The sequence below is a fragment of the Acidaminococcus fermentans genome, assembly GCF_009696675.1.
Taxonomy (GTDB): Bacteria; Bacillota; Negativicutes; order Acidaminococcales; family Acidaminococcaceae; genus Acidaminococcus.
Window position 1 is genome coordinate 102,515 of sequence record NZ_VULN01000001.1, and the last position, 19,623, is coordinate 122,137.

Sequence of the window (19,623 nt, forward strand, 5' to 3'; positions counted from 1 at the left end):
TGCCGTCATCACACCGACATGACTTCCTTTTCTTTCTGGGCCAGGACATCATCGATTTTCTTCATGAATTTGTCCGTCAGCTTCTGGGAAAAATCCGTTGCGTCCTTGGCATCATCTTCGGTGATTTCTTTGGCTTTGACCTGTTTTTTCACAGCGTCATTGAAATCCCGACGGATGTTCCGGATTTCCACCCGGCTGGCTTCGCCCTTTTTGTTGACCACTTTTACCAGTTCCTTCCGGCGTTCTTCCGTCAGGAGAGGCAGGTTCAGGCGAATCACCGTGCCGTCGTTGTTGGGATTCAGACCCAGGTCACTGGTCATAATGGCCTTTTCAATGACCTTCAGCAGGCTCCGGTCCCAGGGTTGGATCACAATCATCCGGGGTTCCGGCACGGACACGTTGGCCACCTGGGTCACCGGAGTGGGAGCCCCATAGTAGTCCACCTTCACCTGATCCAGCAGGGACGGGGTAGCCCGCCCGGTGCGGATGTTGGTCAGTTCGTTCCGGAGCGCATGGAGCGCTTTATCCATCTTTTCTTGGGTTTTGTTCTGTAATTCTTCGATCGTTGCCATTTAGAATCCTCCTACCAGGGTTCCGATTTCTTCACCGGCAGCGGCCTTCAGGATGTTCCCTTCCTCATCGATGTTGAAGACCACGATGGGGATGTGGTTATCCATGCACAGGCTGATGGCGGTGGAATCCATGACACCCAGATTTCTCTGGATCACTTCAATGTATTCCAGATGGTCGAACTTCACTGCATTGGGGTTCACCGCAGGATCGCTGTCGTACACCCCATCCACGCCTTTCTTGGCCATGAGGATGGCGTCGGCTTCGATTTCTGCTGCCCGCAGGGCTGCGGTGGTGTCCGTGGAAAAGTACGGGTTGCCGGTGCCGGCTGCGAAGATCACCACACGGCCCTTTTCCAGGTGCCGTACCGCTCTCCGGCGGATGTAAGGTTCCGCAATGGCCCGCATTTCAATGGCCGTCTGTACCCGGGTAGGTACCCCACGGTTTTCCAGAGCATCCTGGAGCGCCAGGGAGTTGATTACCGTGGCCAGCATCCCCATGTAGTCCGCCGTTGCCCGGTCCATGCCTTTGGAAGCGCCGGCCAGGCCTCTCCAGATGTTCCCGCCACCGTTGACCACAGCCACGTCCAGTCCGCTTTCCCGGACTGCCTGGATCTGGGCCGCAATGGCGTCCACCGTTTTGGGATCGATGCCGTAGCCTTTTTCACCGGCCAGGGCTTCCCCACTGAGTTTCAGAATCACGCGCTTGAACTTTCTTTTACCCGACACTGACAGTACCTCCTACAGAGTTCCGCAGATCTTGAACAAGAAGTCATCCACAGTTCTACAATGCTTTTGGGGGCCCTGTCTCCAGGTGCTCCCGTTCCTTATCATTATAGGTGAAAATGTTCGTTCCTGCAAGACTGAATCTAAAATGTCTCATAAAACAAGGGGCTGCCGCACAAGCGAGAGCCCCTTGCAAGAGTGTTATTTTACGAAGCTGGCAACTTCAGCAGCGAAGTCTTCCTTCTTCTTTTCAATGCCTTCGCCCAGCTGGAAGCGGACGAATCTCTTTGCTTTGGCATTGTGTTCCTTCAGCAGGGCGCTGATGGATTTATCCGGATCTTTGATGAATTCCTGATCCACCAGGCAGATTTCCTTATAGAATTTCTGGATACGGCCCAGCACCATCTTTTCGATGATTTTTTCAGGTTTGCCTTCGTTCTTGGCCTGTTCGGACAGGACTTCTTTTTCATGGTCCAGTTCGCTGGCAGGAACCTGGGTCCGGTCCAGATAGGACGGGTTGGCAGCAGCGATGTGCATGGCCACGTCTTTGGCCACTTCCGCATCCCCGCCTTCCAGTTCAACCAGGACACCGATCTTGCCGGCCCCATGGATGTAATGGCCCAGGGTGTCGTTGCCGTATTCATACACGGCGAAACGGCGGACATCGATCTTTTCGCCGATCTTGGCGATGGCTTCGGTAATCACTTCGCTGACTTTCTTGTCAGTGCCGTCGAAGGTCTGATCGTTCAGTTCAGCCACATCAGCCGGTTTGTGGGCGGCAATGTGTTTGGCAACGCTCAGCACCAGTTTTTTGTATTCGTCAGTGTTGGCCACGAAGTCGGTTTCGCAGTTGACTTCCACCAGGACAGCCACTTTGTTGGCTTCGTCCACATAATCAGCCACCAGGCCTTCAGCAGCCACACGGCTGGCCTTCTTGGCAGCCTTGGACAGGCCTTTTTCTCTCAGGAAGTCGATTGCCTGGTCCATATCGCCGTTGGTGGCGGTCAGGGCCTTTTTGCAGTCCATCATGCCTGCGCCAGTACGTTCACGCAGTTCTTTTACCATGCTAGCAGTAATTGCCATCAGTATTCCTCCTGTAACTTTATGGAATTGGGAAAGGACGGCTTATTCAGCGTCCTTGGCTTCTTCTTCAGCAGCAGCTTCGTCAGCGGCGGCAGCTTCTTCATCCACAGCGCTGGCTTTGCCTTCCAGGACGGCATCAGCCATTTTGCTGGTCAGCAGACGGACGGCACGGATGGCGTCGTCGTTGGCGGGCATCAGGTAGTCCACTTCATCGGGATCGCAGTTGGTGTCAACGGTGGCCACGATGGGGATGTGCAGTTTCCGGGCTTCCAGGATGGCGTTGTGTTCCTTCCGGGGATCGATGACGAACAGAGCGCTGGGCAGCTTCTTCATGTCTTTGATACCGCCCAGGTATTTTTCCAGTTTGGCCATTTCATGGCGCAGGACGATGACTTCTTTCTTGGGCAGCAGATCGAAGGTGCCTTCTTCTTCCATTTTTTCCAGGTCATGGAGTCTCTTGATCCGGGTCTGGATGGTCTTGAAGTTGGTCAGCATACCGCCCAGCCATCTTTCGTTCACATAGAACATGCCGCAGCGTTCAGCTTCTTCTTTGATGGCAGCCTGAGCCTGCTTTTTGGTGCCTACGAACAGCACGGTGCCGCCCTGGGCAGCCAGTTCACGCAGGAAGCTGTAGCATTCTTCCACCTTTTTCACGGTCTTCTGCAGATCGATGATGTAGATCCCGTTCCGTTCGGTGAAGATGTAGGGAGCCATCTTGGGGTTCCAGCGGCGGGTCTGATGACCGAAGTGTACGCCTGCTTCCAAAAGTTGTTTCATGGATACAATTGCCATTTTTGTTTCCTCCTGTTTTTTCCTCCGCAGATCATTTTTCGCTTAACCTTGCCAGCAGCCAGCAAGGACAGCCGCGTCCTGACTCTGCGTGTGTGGTATAGTGGGCTGTGCAATCACAGCCGATAGAGATTATATCATATTTGTTACAAAAGTTGCAAGGGGTTGCTGCACGAAAGGTGCAGCAACCCGTCAATTGTCAATTGTCAATGGCCGGTGGAGGGAACCTGCAGCCGCAGGTTCCTATGAAGGGAAACGCATTCCCGGGGGAATGCTAACCCACCACCATTGCGCAGGCGCAACGGTCCCCCGCCCTTGTAAAGGGCGGATATGTGCATCTTGGGTTGGCGCACTGGTGCATAAGCCATGGGCCGCTGGTCCCGGCGTATTCCCTCCCTTTTCGAGGGTGGATATGTGCACCTTGGGCTGGCGCACTGGTGCATAAGCCATGGGCCGCTGGTCCCGGCGTATTCCCTCCCTTTTCGAGGGCGGATATGTGCATCTTGGGCTGACGTCCTGCTGCACTGGCCATGGGCCGCTGGTCCCAACGTATATCCGCCCTTTTCAAGGGCGGGGGACCAGCCGTCAGGCTGGTGGTGGGTTAGCAGCCAGCGCTGCGTTTCCATCAGGAGGGCTGCTGCCCAGGCAGCAGCCCCTCTTTTCCCCTGCTATTTTTATCCCCTGATTCCTTCCACCAGTTCCTTTACCTTTTCCTCCCAGTCCGCTCCGGCGGTGCCGCCGCCCTGGGCGCTCTGGGGACGGCCTCCCCCCCGGCCTCCAAACAGTTCATTGGCTTTGGCGCAGCAGGCCCTGCAGTCCCCTTCCGCTCCTTCGCTTAAGGCGAACTGGTACATAAGCCGGTCCCCCTCTTTGGTGAACACCGCCGCCAGCACCCCGGGCTGGGCACTGGCCAGCTTCATGGCGCTTTTTCCGTCCGCCGCCGTGCCTTCCAGGGTGAGCACCAGGAGTTTGGTGCCGTTGGGCAGCACCGGTGCCTGGGCCATTTTTTCCGGCAGCTGGAGCCGGATCAGTTCCTGGGTCTTTTCCCGTACCTTCCCCCGGAGATCCAGGATCTCCTGGTGGAGTTTTTCCACCGCTGGCAGCACGTCTTCCGCCTTCACCGACAGGAAATTGCTGGTGTCTTCCAAAATCCGGTTCCGTTCATGCATGGCCCTGAGGGCCCGGTTGCCGCAGAGGAATTCGATCCGGCTGCCTCCCTTGTGCCGGACGAACCGGATGATCTGGATGGACCCTACCATGCCCGTATAGGGGGGATGGGTGCCGCAGCAGGTGCAGATGTCCCCGTTTTTGATGTCCACCAGCCGCACGGTGCCCCTGAGTTTTTCGTTCTTTTTCCGCAGGGGATACTTCCCCAGTTCCGATGCATCCACATAATGGAGGGAAACAGGTTCGTTGGCCCACAGGCACTCATTGGCCATCCACTCCGCCTTTTTGGCCTTTTCCTCGTCGATTTCCTGGTCCAGGTCGATGAACACACTGTCTTCATTCATATGGAAGCCCACATTGTTGGCCCCGCAGGTTTTCCAGAAAGCATAGGACAGGATATGCTCCCCGCAGTGCTGCTGCATCCGGTCCAGACGCACCGGCCAGTCCAGCTTCACGGTGACGGTCTTTCCCGGTTCCACCGGCGCATGGGTCCAGTGGCGCACCTCCGGCCCGTCTTCCGAGGCATAATATACCGGCACCGTATCCAGCCAGCCCTTGTCGGACAGCTGGCCGCCCCCTTCCGGGAACAGCACCGTCCGGTCCAGGATCACTTCATAATGGTCCTCTTTTTGCTCACAGGAACGGACCACCGCCGTACAGCTCTGGAGCAGAGAATCGTTTTCATACAGTTTTTCTGTCATGGAACCTCACCTCGAACTTTTCTCCCGTCTGGAATGCCACCCGGACCTTTCCCGTCTCTTCCCACAGACGGACATTGCTCCGGTGCTGGCCCCGGACGATCGAAGCCAGCCTGTCCGGACAGGTGATAATCATATTATAATCCCCACCGGGGAGCTCTGCAATCTTCTCCAGCACCTGGAGCCCCACCCCCCGGCTTTTCACCAGTTCCCCGAAGGCAGGATGGAAGGGCCCGGCCAGGATGTGCCCCGGAGCGCACAGTTCCCGGTCCGGTTGGAGGCCCAGGCGGATCACCTGGATCCCGGCGGCGGTGAAGTCCCGGTACAGGGGCCAGCAGGCATCCACCGCCTCCTCCACCGTCTGGGGCCTGTATACTCCCTGGCGCCACTGGTCCGCCAGGAGCGTCCCTTCGATCACCAGCACCGGGTAGATCCGTACCATGTCCGGGCGGAGGGCAAGCACCTGGGCTTTGGTGTCTTCCAGGCTGGGCCCGTCCTGGCCCGGGAGCCCGGTCATCAGCTGGAGCCCCAGCCGGAAGCCCCCCTGCCGGATCAGCCGGGAAGCCGTGCGGACCTGGGCAGCCGTATGGCCCCGCCGGGCCAGTTCCAGCACCCGGTCATCCAGGGACTGGGCCCCCAGTTCGATGGTTTCCACCTGGTGGACCCGGAGACGGTCCAGGATTTCCGGGGTGATGGCGTCCGGCCGGGTGGACAGCCGGAGAGGGCCGCACAGCCCCTGCCCTCTCCAGGTTTCCGCCAGATCCAGCAGGGCCTCCTGCCGGTCAGGAGCCAGGGCGGTGAAAGAGCCGCCGTAAAAAGCCAGTTCGTTGGCGGGATCGGGACGGACCCAGCCAAGGAGGTTTTCCATCTGCCGCCGGGCTCCGGCCAGGCTGCTGTCCCCCTCCCCGCTGATGGTCCGCTGGTTGCAGAAGGAGCAAAGGTGGGGACACCCGGCGTGGGGGATGAAAATGGGAAGGATCATGGGATCGGGACTCCTTTCAGATTGTGTTCGCTATTCCCTCCCATTATACCCTTTCTGTATCAGATGTTGCAATTCCTGTGGCCATCCCACCGTCTTTTTTACTATTTCATTGACAAACCCGTTGCAGATGGGTAATATATTGAGGTATACAAAATTCATTTTTGTAACATAATCTATAGCATATCTATAGGAAAGAAATGAGGGGTTTGTATGTCTAATGTAAACATCGATTGGTCCAAACTGGGATTTGAATACCAGCCCATTGCCCAGCGGTATGTTGCCAACTTCAAGGACGGCAAATGGGGCAAAGGCGGTCTCACCGGTGATGCCAACGTGGTCCTGAATGAATGTGCCGGCATCCTGCAGTACTGTCAGGAAGTCTTCGAAGGCCTGAAAGCCTACAAGACCAAAGACGGCCGCACTGTGACCTTCCGTCCGGATCAGAACGCCAAACGGATGATTGATTCCGCCAAACGGCTGGAAATGCCTCCGGTCTCTGAAGAAATGTTCATGGAAGCCGTGGACGAAGTGGTCCGGGCCAACAAAGACTACATTCCTCCTTTTGAAAGCGGCGGCGCCCTGTACCTGCGCCCCTACCTGTTTGCCACCGGCCCGGTGATCGGGGTGAAACCCTCCGCTGAATACCAGTTCCGTCTGTTCGGGACCCCTGTGGGCAACTACTTCAAAAACGGCGTAAAGCCCATCACCATCTGCGTATCCGATTTCGACCGTGCGGCACCCCGGGGCACCGGCCACATCAAAGCCGGCCTGAACTACGCCATGAGCCTCCACGCCTACATCACCGCCCATCACAACGGGTTCGATGAAAACATGTACCTGGATCCGGCCACCCGGACTTACGTGGAAGAAACCGGCGGCGCCAACTTCCTGTTCGTGAAAAAGGACGGCACCCTGGTCACCCCGAAATCCGATTCCATCCTGCCCTCCATCACCCGCCGTTCCCTGATCACCATCGCAACGGATATGCTGGGCATGAAAGTGGAACACCGTCCGGTGAAATTCTCCGAAGTGGCTGATTTTGCCGAAGCCGGCCTGTGCGGCACCGCTGCCGTCATCTGCCCGGTGGGCAAAGTGGTGGACCACGGCAAGGAAATCTGCATCCCCAGCGGGATGGAAGAAATGGGCCCTGTGCTGACCAGACTGTACAAGACCCTGAGAGGTATCCAGATGGGCGAAATCGAAGGCCCGGAAGGCTGGATCCACGAAGTGAAATAATTGATGGCAAGAAAAAAGACTGTCGCTTCCGCGGCAGTCTTTTTTTGTCGGCGGTCAACGGTCAGCGGCCGATGGAAATCATTTTTTGCAAATTGATTTTGAAACAGAATACACCGTTTTTTCCGTTCAAGAGTATATGGCGGGGAGCCGGGCCTGCGCCCCCTACGGTCCCGTACTCGTCACTTTGCTGCATAACCATACTGCGATGAAGGTTTCGCCAGGAACTTGTTGACCCCCACCAGGAAAATACCCGAGTGGACAAATCTCCCTTCTTTGTCTTATAATGAATAAACAGGTAACTTTATGCAACCCTTCTCCTGGCTGAGGGGAGGATACTTTTTTCGAGGTGTATCCGTCATGGCTAAAATCCGCAGTCTCCGTCTTCAACTCACCATCGTCATTGTGGCCATCACCGTTGTACTGACCCTGATCATGGGGATGATGAACATCCGGAGCATCAACATCTATTCCACGGAAGTGGCCAATACCGGACTCAACTGGCAGACCCAGAAAACCGCCGGCAGCCTGAACCGTATGCTGATCAGGACCCAGGATGCGGTGGATTTCATTGCAGGCACGGTCCAGCAGGATTTTACCACCATTTCCCAGGTCCAGGACCCGGACTTCCGGGAAGACCGAAAGGAACGGATCCGCCGCCGGTTTGAAGCAGCGGCGGCCACCATTCCCATTATCGATGGGTTCTACATCCATTTCAATGAAGACCTGATCCAGGCGTCTGACGGGTTCTGGTACAAACGGAAAAACGACCAGCCAGTTTTTGAAGAGCAGCCTTTTTCCCATCCCCGAAAATCTTCCAACCCAATGCTGGAGGAAATGTACCGTTGGTATTATGGCCCTCTGGAAAGTCTTTCTCCCCAGTGGATCCCACCCTATCGGAACCGGGAAGGCGGCCCATTGCTGATTTCCTATGTAAAGCCGGTTTTCGTCAACCGGCGATGTGTGGCTTTGGTGGGCATCGATATCCGGATGGTCAACCTGGTGGATCAGGTGAAAAATGTGCGGATCTATGACAGCGGATATGCCCTGTTGTTTTCCGACACTGGAGTCCTGTACTATCACCCCAACTATGCAAAAGGGACCCAGATCACCACCCTGAAGGATTTCGGCCTGGACCACTCGCCGGATGTGTTCCGCCAGCATGATACTGGTTCCCGCACCATTCCAGTATCCTATCAGGGGGAAAAGAAACAGCTGGCCTTTACCACCCTGGCCAATGGCATGAAACTGGGGGTAGTGGCTCCGGGAAACGAGATTTACGCCTTCCAGAAGGAGGCCATTTACCGGGCCTTTTTCCTGCTGCTGCTGTTTGCCATCATCACCTCCGCCATTGCCATCTACCTGGCCAACCGGATCCTCCGGCCCCTGGAGGAGATCAACGAAGCGGCCTCCCGGATGGGCCGGGGAAATTATGACGTCCCCATCAAGGAATCTTCCCGGGACGAAATCGGCCTGTTGGCCAAGAACATGAACCGGACCATGGACCTGATGAAGATCATGGTCCGGGATCTGAAGACGGAAGCCTTCCAGGACAAACTCACCGGAGTGAAGAATGTATCCGCCTTTGAAAAGCAGGTGCTGGAACTGAACCGGGAAATTTCCGACCCCCTGAACCACCTGGCCTTCGGATTGGTAATGGTGGACCTGAACGGACTGAAAGGGGTCAACGACACCTACGGCCACGAAAAAGGCAATGTGGTGATCCAGCTGACTTCCAAAACCATCTGCCAGCTGTACCAGCACAGTCCGGTGTACCGGATCGGCGGAGACGAATTCCTGGTGCTGCTCCGGCATGGGGATTATGCAAACCGGGAAGCCCTGTGGCAACAGCTCCTCCCCTATCTCCGGAAACGGGACTATACCCTGGAAAAGCCCTGGGAACAGATTTCTTTCTCTGCCGGCCATGCAGAATACCTGCCAGGGACGGATACGTCTTTCGAAGAAGTGTTCCGCCGGGCGGATGAGGCCATGTACCAGCTGAAACGGTCCATTGAAAGAGACGCAGCCCGCTGACCCTGTTCAACATGGGTATGGACAAATGAGCATTCATCCTTTATAATAATAATTGATATCAAAAAAAAAAAAATAAAGAAAACATTTGGCAAAACTGGAGAAATCCAGTGACGCAAAGCTATAAGGGCCTGTAAAATGGCAGCCAGCTGCAGAGACCTGCTCTCTTTTTCCAGGGTTCCCCAGCCGGCTGTCACGGAAACAGCCGGCTTTTGCTTTTTATAATTCTGTATAAAGGAGCGTATTTGTGCTGTGTGGATCAAATTCCGCAGTCTCCGGTCCCAGTTCCTGCTGATCATCCTGGGCATTACCGTGTCCCTGGTGCTGATCATGGGGTTCCTGGACCTGCAGACTGTCACTACTACTTCCACCCGGATCGCCACCATGAGCCTGAACTGGCAGGCCCAGCGGACTTCGGCCCCCATCCAGAGCACCCTGACGGAGGCCAAGGACATGACCGATGCCCTGGCCCGTTCCCTGGAAGCGGATATTGACGATCCCAGAGCCCTGAGGGACCCGGCTGTCCAGCAGCAGATCCTGGATCATCTGGAAAAACAGTTCCATCTGTCGGCGGAAAGTTCTTCCACCATTTTTGGGTATTATCTCCAGTTCAACAGTGAATATACCGGCCACCCCAACGGATTCTGGTACACCTGGGATCCGGAACGGAAAGCCTATGTACCCCACACCCCTGAGGAAATGGGACAGTATTTCTACAAGGACCGGCATCTCCGGAAGTTCTTCCAGGATCTGCGGAAAGGCGGCCAGCCTGTATGGCGCCCGCCTTACAATGACCACAATTTCGCAGTCCGGCGGATCTCCTATGTGGTACCGGTTTACAAGAACCAGCAGTTTGTGGGTTTTGTGGGCCTGAGCATCCGGATGGACACCCTGATTTCCATGATCCGGGATACCAGGATCTACGAAAGCGGCTATGCCGTGCTGTTCTCTAATGAGGGAGAGCTGTACTACCATCCGGATTATCCGGAGGGAGCTCCCACCACCTTGAAAGATTTCGGCCTGGAACCCTATGCGGAGGTGCTGAAAGGCCGGGATTCCAACGACCAGCTGCTGAGCTACCACTACAAGGGCCAGGAGAAGGAACTGGCCTTTATTACCCTGCGGAACAGCATGAATCTGGGGATCATTGCTCCGGATGAGGAGATTTATGAGGAACGGCGGATTTCCTACGGACGAAACCTGTTCCTGATGGTGTTCTTCGGACTCATTACCTCCGGCATGGCCATTGCCGGGGCCAACCGGATCATTCAGCCTTTGAAGGAAATCGACGAAGCCGCCCGGCGGATGGGCCAGGGGAACTATGACACCCTGCTCCACAGCACCCAGAAGGATGAGGTGGGGGATCTGGCCCGGAACATGGACCAGACCATGCTGCGGATGAAGGAAATGGTGGACCGGCTGGAAAACCAGGCCCTGGAAGACAACCTGACCCAGGTGAAGAACACCCGGGCTTACCAGCTAAAGGTCCAGGAACTGGACCGGCTGATCCGGAAGGATCCGGCCAAGGTTCCTTCCTTTGGAGTGCTGATGGTGGATGTGAACGACCTGAAAGGAGTCAATGACCGATACGGTCACGCCCGGGGCAACGATCTGCTCCTGCGGACGGTGAAATACATCTGCGACCTGTTCAAGCACAGCCCGGTGTACCGGGTAGGCGGGGACGAATTCGTGGTAATCCTCCAGAAGGAGGACTACCACAACCGGGAGGCCATCCTGTCCCAGCTGAAGCCCTGGAACCGGAAACGGAACTATGAGGATGACCGGCCCTGGGACCAGCTGGCCTTTGCCTCCGGATTCAGCGCCTACGATCCGGAAAACGACATCAACTTTCTCCATGTATTCCTCCGGGCGGATGCGGTCATGTATGAAAACAAGAAGAAGGCGGAAGGAAACAGAATGAGATAAAAAAATACCGCGCAGATGCGCGGTATTTTTTTATCTCATTTGCAAGCCTTCAGGGCCTCTCTGGCAGCCCGCTGTTCGGCTTCTTTTTTGGTTCTTCCCCGGCCTCTGCCCCGCTCTTCCTGGTTCACCAGGACGCGCATGACGAAGGTCCGGTTGTGGCTGGGGCCTTCTGCGGAAACCTGCTCATAGTCGATTTCCACCGGGCCGTCTTTCTGCACCACTTCCTGGAGCCGGGTCTTGTAATCCCGGTCAATACCGTCGGCAGTAAGCTCCGGGATCCGGTTGATCAGCAGCCGTCCCAAAAGCTCCGTCACCTTGGCAAAACCCTGGTCCAGGTAATAGGCTCCCAGGACGCTTTCAAAGGCATCGGCCAGGATGGAGGGATTCTCCTCCCCATCCAGGTTGATTTCCCCTTTGCCCAGGAGCAGATGGTCTCCCAGATGGTTTTCCGTGGCCAGCTGGGCCAGGGTCTCCTCGCATACCAGGAAGGCCCGGAGCTTGGACAGCTCCCCTTCGTCCATCTGGGGACAGGTTTTGTAGATATGGGTGCTGACCACCAGGCTCAGCACCGAATCCCCCAAAAACTCCAGCCGCTGATTGTGCTGGGGCCGGGGATTCTTTTTGGACTCATAGGCATAGGACGTATGGGTCAGTGCCATATCCAGCAGGTGCAGGTCCTTCATGACCATGCCCAGCTGGCGGCAGAGCCCTTCCAGCTCTTTCTGACGCTGTTCCTCCATGGTACCGGGAGCCCCTTAGTCTTCGTACTTTTTGAAGCACAGGATGGCGTTGTGACCGCCGAAACCGAAGTTGTTGGACAGAGCCACCTTCACATCGGCTTTCCGGGCCACATTGGGCACGTAGTCCAGATCCAGGCCTTCTTCCGTATCCACATCTTCATAGTTGATGGTGGGAGGGATCATGCCGTTTTTGATGGTCAGTACCGTAGCCACGGCTTCCACGCCGCCGGCACCGCCCAGGAGATGGCCGGTCATGGATTTGATGGAGCTGATGGGCACTTCCTTGGCCCGGTCTCCAAATACCCGCTTGCAGCAGTTGGTTTCGTTCAGGTCGTTCCGGTGGGTGCTGGTGCCGTGGGCATTCACATAGTCAATGTCAGCCGGGGTCAGGCCGGCGTCTTTGATGGCCATTTCCATGCATTTCACCTGCATATCCCCTTCCGGATCCGGAGCGGTGATATGGTAGGCGTCACTGTTGTGGCCGTAGCCCACCAGTTCTGCATAGATCTGAGCCCCACGGGCCTTGGCATGTTCCAGTTCTTCCAGGACCACGATCCCGGCGCCTTCGCCCATGACAAAGCCGCTACGCTTCTTGTCGAAGGGGCAGGAGGCCTTTTCCGGAGCTTCGTTGTTCCGGGACAGGGCTTTCATGTTGTCGAACCCGGCCACGGCAATGGGAGAAATGGCTGCTTCGGTACCCCCGGCCAGCATCACGTCCGCATCTCCGTACTGGATGGTCCGGAGGGCGTCCCCGATGCAGTCAGAACCGGTGGAGCAGGCGGTGACAATGGCCGTGTTGGGGCCTTTCACCTTCAGATCGATGGCGATCTGAGCTGCCGGCATGTTGGGGATTTCCATGGGAATGAAGAAGGGGCTGATCCGGCCAGGTCCCTTGGAGACCAGCTTGGTGGCCGCATCCAGGAAGGTATGGATGCCGCCGATGCCAGTGCCTACGCACACGCCGATCCGGTCTGCATCTTCCTTATCCAGGTCCAGGGCAGAATCTTTCACTGCCATTTTGGCACAGGCCACGGCGAACTGGGTCACCCGGTCCATCCGTTTGCCTTCTTTTTTGTCGCCGTAATCCGCAAAGTCAAAATCCTTTACTTCCCCGGCGATTTTGCAGTTAAAATCAGTGGTATCGAACTGGGTAATCAGACCGATACCGGATTTGCCTTCCATCAGGCTGTTCCAGAATGCTTCTTTACCGATGCCAATGGGCGTAATCGCACTGAGGCCGGTCACAACCACTCTTCGTTTCAAAAGGATCACCTCTACTCAATATTGTCCCAGTCTTCCCGGATCCGTCTGAAGATTTCATGGACGGGAAGGATTTCTTTAATTTTCCACATGTTGGCTCCGGTAAACACCAGACCTGTTTCCAGGTCTCCCTGCTGGGCCCGGGTCAGAGCCCGGATGATACAGAAGCTGCGGGAGCAGTGCTTCAGGCAGCTGTCGCAGGTGGTGGGTTTCAGAGGATGGCCTTCCAGCACAGCCTTGGAAAAAGGCGTCAGCACGGCACGGCCCTTGAATCCTACCGGACTATCTATTTGAACCACATCATCTTGGGTCATTTTCAAATAAAATTGTTTTAAGAAAGGAGACCCGTTGGACTCCTCACTGGCAGCAAACCGGCTGCCCATCTGGACGCCACTGGCACCCATTTTCAGCAATTCCGCCGCATCTTTGCCGGTGACAGCGCCACCAGCCGCAATGACCGGAATCTTAACCACCGAAAGGATTTCCGGCAGGATATCTTTGATGGAACGCTGGGTCCCCAAATGGCCCCCTGCTTCAGTCCCTTCCACCACAACGGCGGAAGCACCGAGCCGTTCCGCAATCTTTGCCAGTTTGGCATAGGATACAATCGGCACAATGGGAACATTATATTCCTTGCCGACAGAAAACATATCTCTGGAAAAGCCAGCCCCGGCCACAATCAGATCGACTTTCTCCTGGGCCGCAGTTGTAATGAGACCCTTAAACTCCCGGGCGGCTACCATGGCATTGATGCCAATCATTCCCTTGCCATTGGATAATTTCCGGGCAAGACGGATTTCCTTGCGCAGCTCATCGAAGGGCAGACCAGAAGCAGCGATCAGACCCACACCGCCTTCATTGGCCACTGAAGCTGCCAAACGCGCCGTGGACAAGCGTATGGCCATACCGCCTTGGACGATAGGCATAGTTGCTACTTTTTCACCAATCTTCAGCACTGGCACTTTCAACAAAAATCCCCCATTTCAGATCATAAGATCATGGATAAAGTTCGGAAAGCCCCTGTTGCAGGGCCTTCCGAAAATAATGGGATGCTATTATTTGCCTTCTTTATCCAACAGTTCGACTGCGTCTCTTACGGTGCGGATCTTTTCGGCCACATCGTCGGGGATTTCAGTGTTGAATTCCTCTTCGAAAGCCATGATCAGTTCCACAATGTCCAGAGAATCAGCTCCCAAGTCATCGATAAAAGTAGAGTCCATTTTTACGTCTTCAGGAGCAACGCTCAGCTGATCAACGGTGATGGCCTTTACTTTTTCAAAAGTGCTCTGTTCGCTCATTCCAGTTCACCTCCTTCCAATCCTCTAACATATAATGATACTACATTACCATGCCACCGTCCACATTTAAAACCTGGCCGGTTATATAAGCAGCCCCCTCGGAAACGAGGAAAAGGACTGCATTGGCAACATCTTCAGGCTGGCCGGCCCGTCCCAGAGGGATAGTCCGCGCCATTTCGGCCTTCTGGTCGTCGGTGAGCACACTGGTCATATCCGTGGCAATGAAGCCAGGAGCAATGGCATTGACCGTAATGCCCCGGGAAGCCACTTCCTTGGCCAGGCTCTTGGTGAAGCCGATGACCCCGGCTTTGGCAGCCGCATAGTTGGTCTGACCGGCGTTCCCCATTTCCCCCACTACGGAGGCCATGTTCACGATCCGGCCGCTTCTCTGCTTCATCATGGTGCGCAGGACGGCCTTGGAGCAATTGTACACCCCTTTCAGGTTGGTGTGCATCACATCGTCCCAGTCCGCTTCCTTCATGCGCATCAGGAGCCCGTCCCGGGTGATCCCCGCGTTGTTGATCAGGATGTCCAGACGGCCCAGTTCCTTCACCACCGTGTTCACGATGGTCTGGACACCGTCGGTATCGGCTACGCTGCCCTGGACCAGGAGAGCCTTCCGGCCCATCTGTTCGATGGCCGTCTTGACTTCTTCTGCTGCAGCGGTATTGCCGGCATAGTTGATGGCTACGTCAGCTCCGTTTTCCGCCAGCTTCAGGGCAATGGCACGGCCGATGCCCCGGGAGCCGCCGGTAACCAGCGCCACTTTCCCGACTAAAGTCATTTTATCTGACCTCCTTTAAATAAGCAAGGGTTTTTTCCAAACTGGCCAGGTCTTCCACGTTCTGGCCGGTGTAGGAACGGTCGATTTTCTTGACGAAACCGGTGAGCACCTTGCCAGGTCCCACTTCGATGAAGGTATCCACGCCGTTTTCCATCATGTACCGGACACTGTCTTCCCAGAGTACCGGGCTGGCAGCCTGTTTCACCAGTACCTGACGGATTTCGTCCCCTTTCTGTTCGGGACGGGCGGTGACGTTGGCGATCACCGGGATCTTGGCGTCAGCCACTTCGATGCCGTCCAGCACTTCCTTCAGACGGTCTGCAGCCGGCTGCATCAGGGTGCTGTGGAAAGGAGCGCTTACCGGCAGCATGATGGCCCGTTTGGCACCGGCGGCCTTTAAGGCTTCGCAAGCCTCTTTTACAGCTTCCGTGGCCCCGGCGATGACCACCTGACCCGGGCAGTTGAAGTTCACCGGCTGTACTGCTTCGTTCCGTTTTTCCTGGATGTCAGCGCAGATCTCCCGGATCTTGGCGGTATCCAGGGCAATGATGGCGGCCATGGCCCCCTGGCCCACAGGAACTGCTTCCTGCATGAACTGGCCCCGTTTCCGCACCGTGCGCACTGCATCGGCGAATTTCAGGGAACCGGCGCACACCAGAGCGGAATATTCACCCAGGCTGTGACCGGCGGCCACATCCGGGAACACCCCGTTTTCGTTCAGCACCTTCATGGCTGCAATGCTGCAGGTCAGGATGGCAGGCTGGGTGTTGTAGGTGAGCCGCAGCTGGTCTTCCGGCCCTTTGAAGCACAGATCCGTCATGGAAAAGCCCAGTGCTTCATCGGCTTCCTTGAATACTTCACGGACGCAGGCGTAGTTGTCGTACAGTTCCTTCATCATGCCTACGGTCTGGGACCCCTGTCCCGGGAACACAAAAGCAATTTTACTCATGCTCTGGCCTCCTCATCTTTTTGCCATTTCACTACCAGAGAACCATAGGTGAGGCCGGCGCCAAAGCCCACCATCACCACGTTCTCTCCTTTATGGATCCGTCCTGCATCCCGTGCCTGGCAAAGGGCAATGGGAATGGATGCAGCGGATGTATTGGCGTATTTTTCCAGGTTTACGAAAATCTTGTCCGTGGACAGCTTCAGCCGTTTGGCAGCAGAATCGATGATCCGCTGGTTGGCCTGGTGGGGAATCAAAAGATCGATGTCCTCCTTGCCCATGCCGGCCTTTTCCAAAGCGGCCAGGGCGCTGTGGCCCATGACCTTCACGGCAAACTTGAACACTTCCTTGCCCACCATGTGGATGCAGTGTTCGTGGTTGGCCACGGTTTCCTCGCTGGCCGGCTTCCGGGATCCCCCGGCAGGCATGGTCAGGTACTGGCCCCCGGCCCCGTTGGCCCCCAGGTCAACGGACAGGATGCCGTAGCCTTCTTCCACCGGTCCCAGAACTGCGGCACCGGCCCCATCCCCGAAGAGGATGCAGGTGTTCCGGTCCTGCCAGTTGAGGATCCGGGAAAGGGTTTCCGCTCCTACCACCAGCACGTGTTTGTACATGCCGCTGGCGATGGTCTGGCTGGCAATGCCGCAGGCGTACACAAAGCCGGAGCAGCCGGCAGCCAAGTCAAAAGCCGCCGCATGGGAGGCTCCCAGTTTGTTCTGAAGGATGCAGGCTACGGAAGGGAACTTCATGTCCGGAGATTCCGTGCCCACCACGATCAGGTCCAGCTGGTCGGCGGTGATCCCGGCGTCTTCCAGAGCCCGCTGGGCCGCGATAAAGGCCAGATCAGAGGTTGCCTGGTCCGGAGCGGCAATGTGCCGTTCCCGGATCCCGGTCCGTTCCACGATCCACTGATCGCTGGTATCCACCATTTTTTCCAGATCAAAGTTGGTCAGGACTTTTTCCGGCACATAGTACCCCATGCCCAAAAAGCCCACTGCAGGTTTCGTCATTTATAATTCACCACTTTCTTCGTCGTGCATGATTTCCTGGCGGATCCGTCCCACCACGTCTTTCTGGGTCAGCTCAATGGCCACCCGTACGGCGTTCTTGATGGCTTTGGCCTTGGAACTGCCGTGGCAGATGATGAAGGGAGCCCGGACACCCATAAGCAGGGCGCCGCCGTATTCCGATGCATCCATCTGTTTTTTCATCCGCAGGAGCGCCGGCTTCATAAGCAGGGCTCCCAGTTTGGCAAAGATGCCGCTTTCTATCAGGGTCTTTTTCAGGATCTCCATAACGGCGCTGGCCAGGCCTTCCATGGTCTTTAACACCACGTTGCCCACAAAGCCGTCGCAGACTACCACGTCCACAGTGCCTTTGTTGATGTCCCGGCCTTCCACATTGCCGATGAAATGGATGTGAGAGTCCTGTTTCAGCAAAGGATAGGTGGCCAGGCACTGTTCATTGCCCTTGGTCTCTTCTTCCCCGATGTTCAGAAGGCCCACCCGGGGCTGGGGGATCCCCAGCTGGAGTTCCGCATAAATGGACCCCATGATGGCGTTCTGGACCAGCTGTTCCGGTTTGGCATCCACCTTGGCGCCGGAATCCACCAGTACCGTGGCCCCCTTCACATTGGGGATCACCGTGGCAATGGCCGGCCGTTCGATGCCCCGGATCCGTCCCAGGCCGAACAGGGCGGAAGCCACTGCGGCACCGGTACTGCCGGAGGACACCAGGGCGTCACATTCCTTTTCGTGGAGGAGATGGGTAGCCACCACAATGGAGGCATCCCGTTTCTTCTTTACGCTGATTCCCGGATGGTCCTTCATTTCGATGACCTGGCTGGCATGATGGATGGTTACCCGGGGATTGTTTTCCTGATGTTCCCGGGCCAGTTCCTGGCGGATCACTTCCTGATCCCCCACCAGCACCACGTCGCAGCCATATTCGTCAACCGCCTGAAGCACCCCTTTGATGATCTCGGCAGGGCCATAGTCAGTGCCCATTACGTCAACTGCGATTTTCATCTTCTTGGCTCCTTTGTTCCGGAATGGCGACAATCAGGAACTTGGCACGGAACACTTCCTTGTGGTTGTTCCTGATCTTCACCCATATGGTATATTTGTCTTCCTGTTTCCGGACCACTTCGGCTCTTGCCACCAGAATGGCTCCCACGGTCACAGGGATTTTGTACTTTACATTGGCCACCCCGGTGAGGGCCGCAGGGGCATCGATCACCGCCAGAGCCAGGGAATTGGCCTGGGCGAACATGTACTGTCCCCGGCAGACACCGGTTTTCTGCAGCACCATTTCCCGGTCCACCGTCATCATGGAGATGCCGCTGACCCCGATTTCCAGGTCGATCAGTTCCCCGACGATGTCCTCGCTGGTAATGGCTTTCAGTTTTTCCTGGGCGTCCTCCGCCATATGACGGGTACGCTCCCGGAGTTCCGGGATCCCCAGGGCCAGCCGGTCCAGCCGGATGGTCTGGATGCTCACCTGAAAGGTTTCGGCCAGATGCTCGTCGGTCAGGAACGGATTCCTGGCCAGCAGCTGCTGCAGACGCTGCTGTCTTGCCTTTTTCTGTCCCACAGAACCCATTCTACCACCTACTTTTAGTACCTAGTCATAACACTTACACCTATTATACCAGAGCAGGGGCAAAATACAAGTCTTGACCGGGTGGTCTGTTACAGAATTTACAGGTTGTTCATAGTTTACCGGCCGAACACCGCTTCGAAATCCTGACAGAACTTCTCGATGCCCGTCCGGGTGAGAGGATGCTGGACCATCTGCATCAGCACCTTGTAGGGCACCGTGGCAATGTCCGCTCCCGTTTTGGCACATTCCACCACATGCATGGGATGCCGGATGGAGGCGCAGATCACCTTGGTGGTAATGTCCGGGTAGAGACGGAAGATCTCCATCACTTCCTTGATCAGCCGGGTGCCGTCGGTGGAAATGTCGTCCAGCCGCCCCAGGAAAGGAGATACGTAGGTGGCACCGGCCCGGGCAGCCAGGATGGCCTGGGTGGCGGAAAAGACCAGGGTCACGTTGGTTTTGATCCCTTCGGAAGCCAGGATCTTCACGGCTTTCAGGCCTTCCCGGGTCATGGGGATCTTCACCACCATATTGGGATGGATCCGGGAGATCACCCGGCCCTCCATCACCATGTCCCGGGCCAGGGTGGTGCTGGCCTTCACTTCCCCGGAAATGGGGCCGTCCACAATCTGGGCGATTTCCCGGAGGGTTTCCTCATAGTCCCGGCCTTCCTTGGCGATCAGGGAAGGATTGGTGGTGACCCCGCTGATGATCCCCATGGCCTCCGCTTCCCGGATCTCGTCCAGGTTGGCCGTATCGATAAAGAATTTCATATATAGCTGCTCTCCTC

Annotated in this window: 19 protein-coding genes and 1 riboswitch; of the genes, 3 read left to right on the top strand and 16 right to left on the bottom strand. The window is 56.3% G+C overall.

The genetic code is table 11. The annotated features are described in order from the left end of the window. Positions 1–8: 8 nt before the first annotated feature. The 6 genes from frr to FX155_RS11600 form a co-directional block, all read right to left on the bottom strand. Positions 9–572: a ribosome recycling factor gene (gene frr / locus FX155_RS00445; RefSeq protein WP_022486996.1), complete on the bottom strand. Its 564-nt coding sequence runs from the start codon at positions 570–572 to the stop codon at positions 9–11. Then, on the bottom strand, positions 573–1,298 hold the full coding sequence (pyrH, locus tag FX155_RS00450) for a UMP kinase (protein WP_279126187.1): 726 nt from the start codon (positions 1,296–1,298) through the stop codon (positions 573–575). A 198-nt stretch (positions 1,299–1,496) separates the two neighbouring features. Beyond that, positions 1,497–2,378, bottom strand: coding sequence for a translation elongation factor Ts (tsf, locus tag FX155_RS00455; protein WP_022486994.1), 882 nt, complete (start codon positions 2,376–2,378; stop codon positions 1,497–1,499). Positions 2,379–2,420: 42 nt separating this feature from the next. After that, on the bottom strand, positions 2,421–3,170 hold the full coding sequence (gene rpsB, locus FX155_RS00460; RefSeq protein ID WP_022486993.1) for a 30S ribosomal protein S2: 750 nt from the start codon (positions 3,168–3,170) through the stop codon (positions 2,421–2,423). Positions 3,171–3,841: 671 nt separating this feature from the next. Next, entirely contained in the window at positions 3,842–5,035 is a 1,194-nt protein-coding gene (locus FX155_RS00465; RefSeq protein WP_022487565.1) for an alanyl-tRNA editing protein, read from the bottom strand. Next, positions 5,016–6,014: an elongator complex protein 3 gene (locus tag FX155_RS11600; RefSeq protein ID WP_022487566.1), complete on the bottom strand. Its 999-nt coding sequence runs from the start codon at positions 6,012–6,014 to the stop codon at positions 5,016–5,018. The genes FX155_RS00465 and FX155_RS11600 overlap by 20 nt, the downstream gene beginning before the upstream one ends. A gap of 210 nt (positions 6,015–6,224) precedes the next feature. On the opposite strand from FX155_RS11600, the gene FX155_RS00475 reads away from it, so the two are divergent. The 3 genes from FX155_RS00475 to FX155_RS00485 all read left to right on the top strand — a co-directional run bounded on the left by FX155_RS00475 (position 6,225) and on the right by FX155_RS00485 (position 11,204). Beyond that, entirely contained in the window at positions 6,225–7,250 is a 1,026-nt protein-coding gene (locus FX155_RS00475) for a branched-chain amino acid aminotransferase (protein WP_012938730.1), read from the top strand. Positions 7,251–7,607: 357 nt separating this feature from the next. Further along, the gene (locus FX155_RS00480; protein WP_195839583.1) at positions 7,608–9,281 is read left to right on the top strand and encodes a sensor domain-containing diguanylate cyclase; all 1,674 of its coding nucleotides are present in this window, start codon (positions 7,608–7,610) and stop codon (positions 9,279–9,281) included. A gap of 77 nt (positions 9,282–9,358) precedes the next feature. Beyond that, a riboswitch (cyclic di-GMP riboswitch) is annotated at positions 9,359–9,435 on the top strand. A gap of 95 nt (positions 9,436–9,530) precedes the next feature. Further along, on the top strand, positions 9,531–11,204 hold the full coding sequence (locus FX155_RS00485) for a sensor domain-containing diguanylate cyclase (RefSeq protein WP_022487568.1): 1,674 nt from the start codon (positions 9,531–9,533) through the stop codon (positions 11,202–11,204). Positions 11,205–11,239: 35 nt separating this feature from the next. Here FX155_RS00485 and rnc read toward each other — a convergent pair whose 3' ends face one another. The 10 genes from rnc to fsa all read right to left on the bottom strand — a co-directional run bounded on the left by rnc (position 11,240) and on the right by fsa (position 19,606). Next, the gene (gene rnc, locus FX155_RS00490; protein ID WP_154487314.1) at positions 11,240–11,944 is read right to left on the bottom strand and encodes a ribonuclease III; all 705 of its coding nucleotides are present in this window, start codon (positions 11,942–11,944) and stop codon (positions 11,240–11,242) included. 15 nt (positions 11,945–11,959) lie between these two features. Continuing rightward, complete coding sequence (gene fabF / locus FX155_RS00495) at positions 11,960–13,207, bottom strand: beta-ketoacyl-ACP synthase II (RefSeq protein ID WP_022487570.1); 1,248 nt, start codon at positions 13,205–13,207, stop codon at positions 11,960–11,962. 11 nt (positions 13,208–13,218) lie between these two features. Continuing rightward, the gene (locus tag FX155_RS00500) at positions 13,219–14,172 is read right to left on the bottom strand and encodes an NAD(P)H-dependent flavin oxidoreductase (RefSeq protein ID WP_022487571.1); all 954 of its coding nucleotides are present in this window, start codon (positions 14,170–14,172) and stop codon (positions 13,219–13,221) included. Between the two features lie 87 nt (positions 14,173–14,259). Beyond that, complete coding sequence (locus FX155_RS00505) at positions 14,260–14,502, bottom strand: acyl carrier protein (RefSeq protein ID WP_012938736.1); 243 nt, start codon at positions 14,500–14,502, stop codon at positions 14,260–14,262. 40 nt (positions 14,503–14,542) lie between these two features. Beyond that, positions 14,543–15,286 (bottom strand): 3-oxoacyl-[acyl-carrier-protein] reductase, encoded by a 744-nt coding sequence (gene fabG / locus FX155_RS00510; RefSeq protein ID WP_022487572.1) that lies wholly within the window; start codon positions 15,284–15,286, stop codon positions 14,543–14,545. A 1-nt stretch (position 15,287) separates the two neighbouring features. Then, positions 15,288–16,235, bottom strand: coding sequence for an ACP S-malonyltransferase (fabD, locus tag FX155_RS00515; RefSeq protein ID WP_154487316.1), 948 nt, complete (start codon positions 16,233–16,235; stop codon positions 15,288–15,290). After that, the gene (locus tag FX155_RS00520; protein ID WP_022487574.1) at positions 16,232–17,242 is read right to left on the bottom strand and encodes a beta-ketoacyl-ACP synthase III; all 1,011 of its coding nucleotides are present in this window, start codon (positions 17,240–17,242) and stop codon (positions 16,232–16,234) included. Before FX155_RS00520 ends, fabD begins: the two co-directional genes overlap by 4 nt. Next, positions 17,243–18,259, bottom strand: a complete 1,017-nt coding sequence (gene plsX, locus FX155_RS00525; protein WP_154487317.1) for a phosphate acyltransferase PlsX — start codon at positions 18,257–18,259, stop codon at positions 17,243–17,245. Then, the gene (gene fapR, locus FX155_RS00530) at positions 18,243–18,833 is read right to left on the bottom strand and encodes a transcription factor FapR (RefSeq protein ID WP_022487576.1); all 591 of its coding nucleotides are present in this window, start codon (positions 18,831–18,833) and stop codon (positions 18,243–18,245) included. The genes plsX and fapR overlap by 17 nt, the downstream gene beginning before the upstream one ends. Before the next feature lie 116 nt (positions 18,834–18,949). Next, positions 18,950–19,606, bottom strand: a complete 657-nt coding sequence (fsa, locus tag FX155_RS00535) for a fructose-6-phosphate aldolase (RefSeq protein WP_022487577.1) — start codon at positions 19,604–19,606, stop codon at positions 18,950–18,952. Positions 19,607–19,623 lie beyond the last annotated feature (17 nt).